This window comes from Cupriavidus phytohabitans (assembly GCF_017815025.1).
In the GTDB taxonomy this organism is placed as follows: Bacteria; Pseudomonadota; Gammaproteobacteria; order Burkholderiales; family Burkholderiaceae; genus Cupriavidus.
Window position 1 is genome coordinate 1 of the sequence record NZ_JAGIQB010000174.1, and the last position, 1,566, is coordinate 1,566.

Annotated in this window: 2 protein-coding genes; both read right to left on the reverse strand. The window is 51.0% G+C overall.

Annotated features, from left to right (window positions below; genetic code table 11):
- Positions 1-175: 175 nt before the first annotated feature.
- Positions 176-763, reverse strand: coding sequence for a PEP/pyruvate-binding domain-containing protein (locus tag J8I34_RS33920; protein ID WP_245176348.1), 588 nt, complete (start codon positions 761-763; stop codon positions 176-178).
- Positions 764-1,218: 455 nt separating this feature from the next.
- Positions 1,219-1,566: hypothetical protein (locus tag J8I34_RS33925; RefSeq protein ID WP_209808544.1), on the reverse strand; the 348-nt coding region annotated here is incomplete at its 5' end.

Consider the following 1,566-nt stretch of genomic DNA (forward strand, 5'->3'; position numbering starts at 1 on the left):
CAGTTCCAGCGGGGCGCTCTCCGGCGGCAGCAACCGCGCCACCGCTCTGTCCTTAAACACTTGTCCGTATCGAGCCAACTTGTTCTCTCATCATCGCCCCCTTACTGTGGAAACTGGCGGCAAGGGGGCCGGCGACTTCGGCGCCGGCCTTCCACCGCCACTAAGAGACTTGAAATCAGGAAAGATTCAAGTTCCTATCAGGGCGACAACTATTGTGCCGCGGGGGGAGACCTCGAAGAGGGTCCGGCGCGTCGTGGCCTGGTACAAATATGTAAGTGCGTGTGCCGTTTCCACCGGAAGTAACAACCGTGGCATCACCGCTTTCATCGTAGCTAATAATATAGTAGGGGAGGCAAGATTCAGGGTCGCAAGTCATGACTACGCCGCTTACCGTGATATCTTTAGCCATCGGTTGGACGAACACCTCGTCGGATGGCAATGGGGAACCGTACGAAGAGAAGACGTCATCTATCGCTTGGATCAGTTGCTCATCGCTTCGAACGTTTAGGACGGATAGATACTGGCCAACTTTAGATTGCTCTAGGCAGTCCTCCGATGCTGCGCTTGATCGCACAGCTACGGGCTCCGATACCCCAAGAGAAATCTTGATTAATTTGACAATATTGGTGAAGTTCGCTTTCCATTGCTCATGTGTCAAACGATGAATCGGATAGACATAGAATTTCGAGGCCGCGGACCGAAGCGCAATTAGGGTTGTCGCTTTTGTGTATTTGAAAGAGGCGGCATCGGAAAAAATGCTCATAGAGCGAGTGGCTTTGTCCAATGTATTTATCTCCAGGCTACTGGTTAGTTTCGTAAGTTAAAGGGCTAGCCGTTTTTGGACGATGATTTTCGTGTTTCCGATAATGTGGATTTGAATTGACCGGTCGAATAGAGCGAGATTGTGAAGGACTTAGTGAGATCTCCGACATCTATTGCTCTGAGTGGTACGTGTCGCAACATGCATGCCAAACTTGTAATTATCTACACTCACAACAGAATCTATTGTCTGGGAGCGGAGGTTTCGAGGAAATGGAAACGAGGCCAGGAGGGCTCTTCAGTGTCTTTCCCCCCTGGTATGAACTGGCTTTCTGCGCGCTGGCAGCTGGCTTTTTCTCGGTCCGCAGTGGTTAAATGCGAACAGCAAGCAGCCTGACCTGCTCACTGATATGGTAAGAACGCTCTTTGCCCTCTCTTTTGTAGCATGTCTAAAAGCGCTCAGAGAACGTTCAATTTGTCGCAAATATGACATATTTGTCGCAAAACCAAACTTTTGTTGATCCGTTCGCGGGACAAGTCGATTACAAAAATCGGAGTTGCTTTTGCAACATAAATGTAAGCGCTCAATAGACGACGTCTGGTATTGAAGGCTGAACGTTGGCAGGCTAGCGTCCGCAAAGACTTTGCGGACGCAAACATGATCCAAGACGAGATTGACCTAGTTCCGCTGCAGGCGGTGATCGTGAGGCCGCAGCGCTTGACCTGATCTGCGAGCATTACGCTGACTTTGGCCCGACCCTGGCCGCCGAGAAGCTGCGCGAGCGTCATGGGCTGACGCTGTCCAAG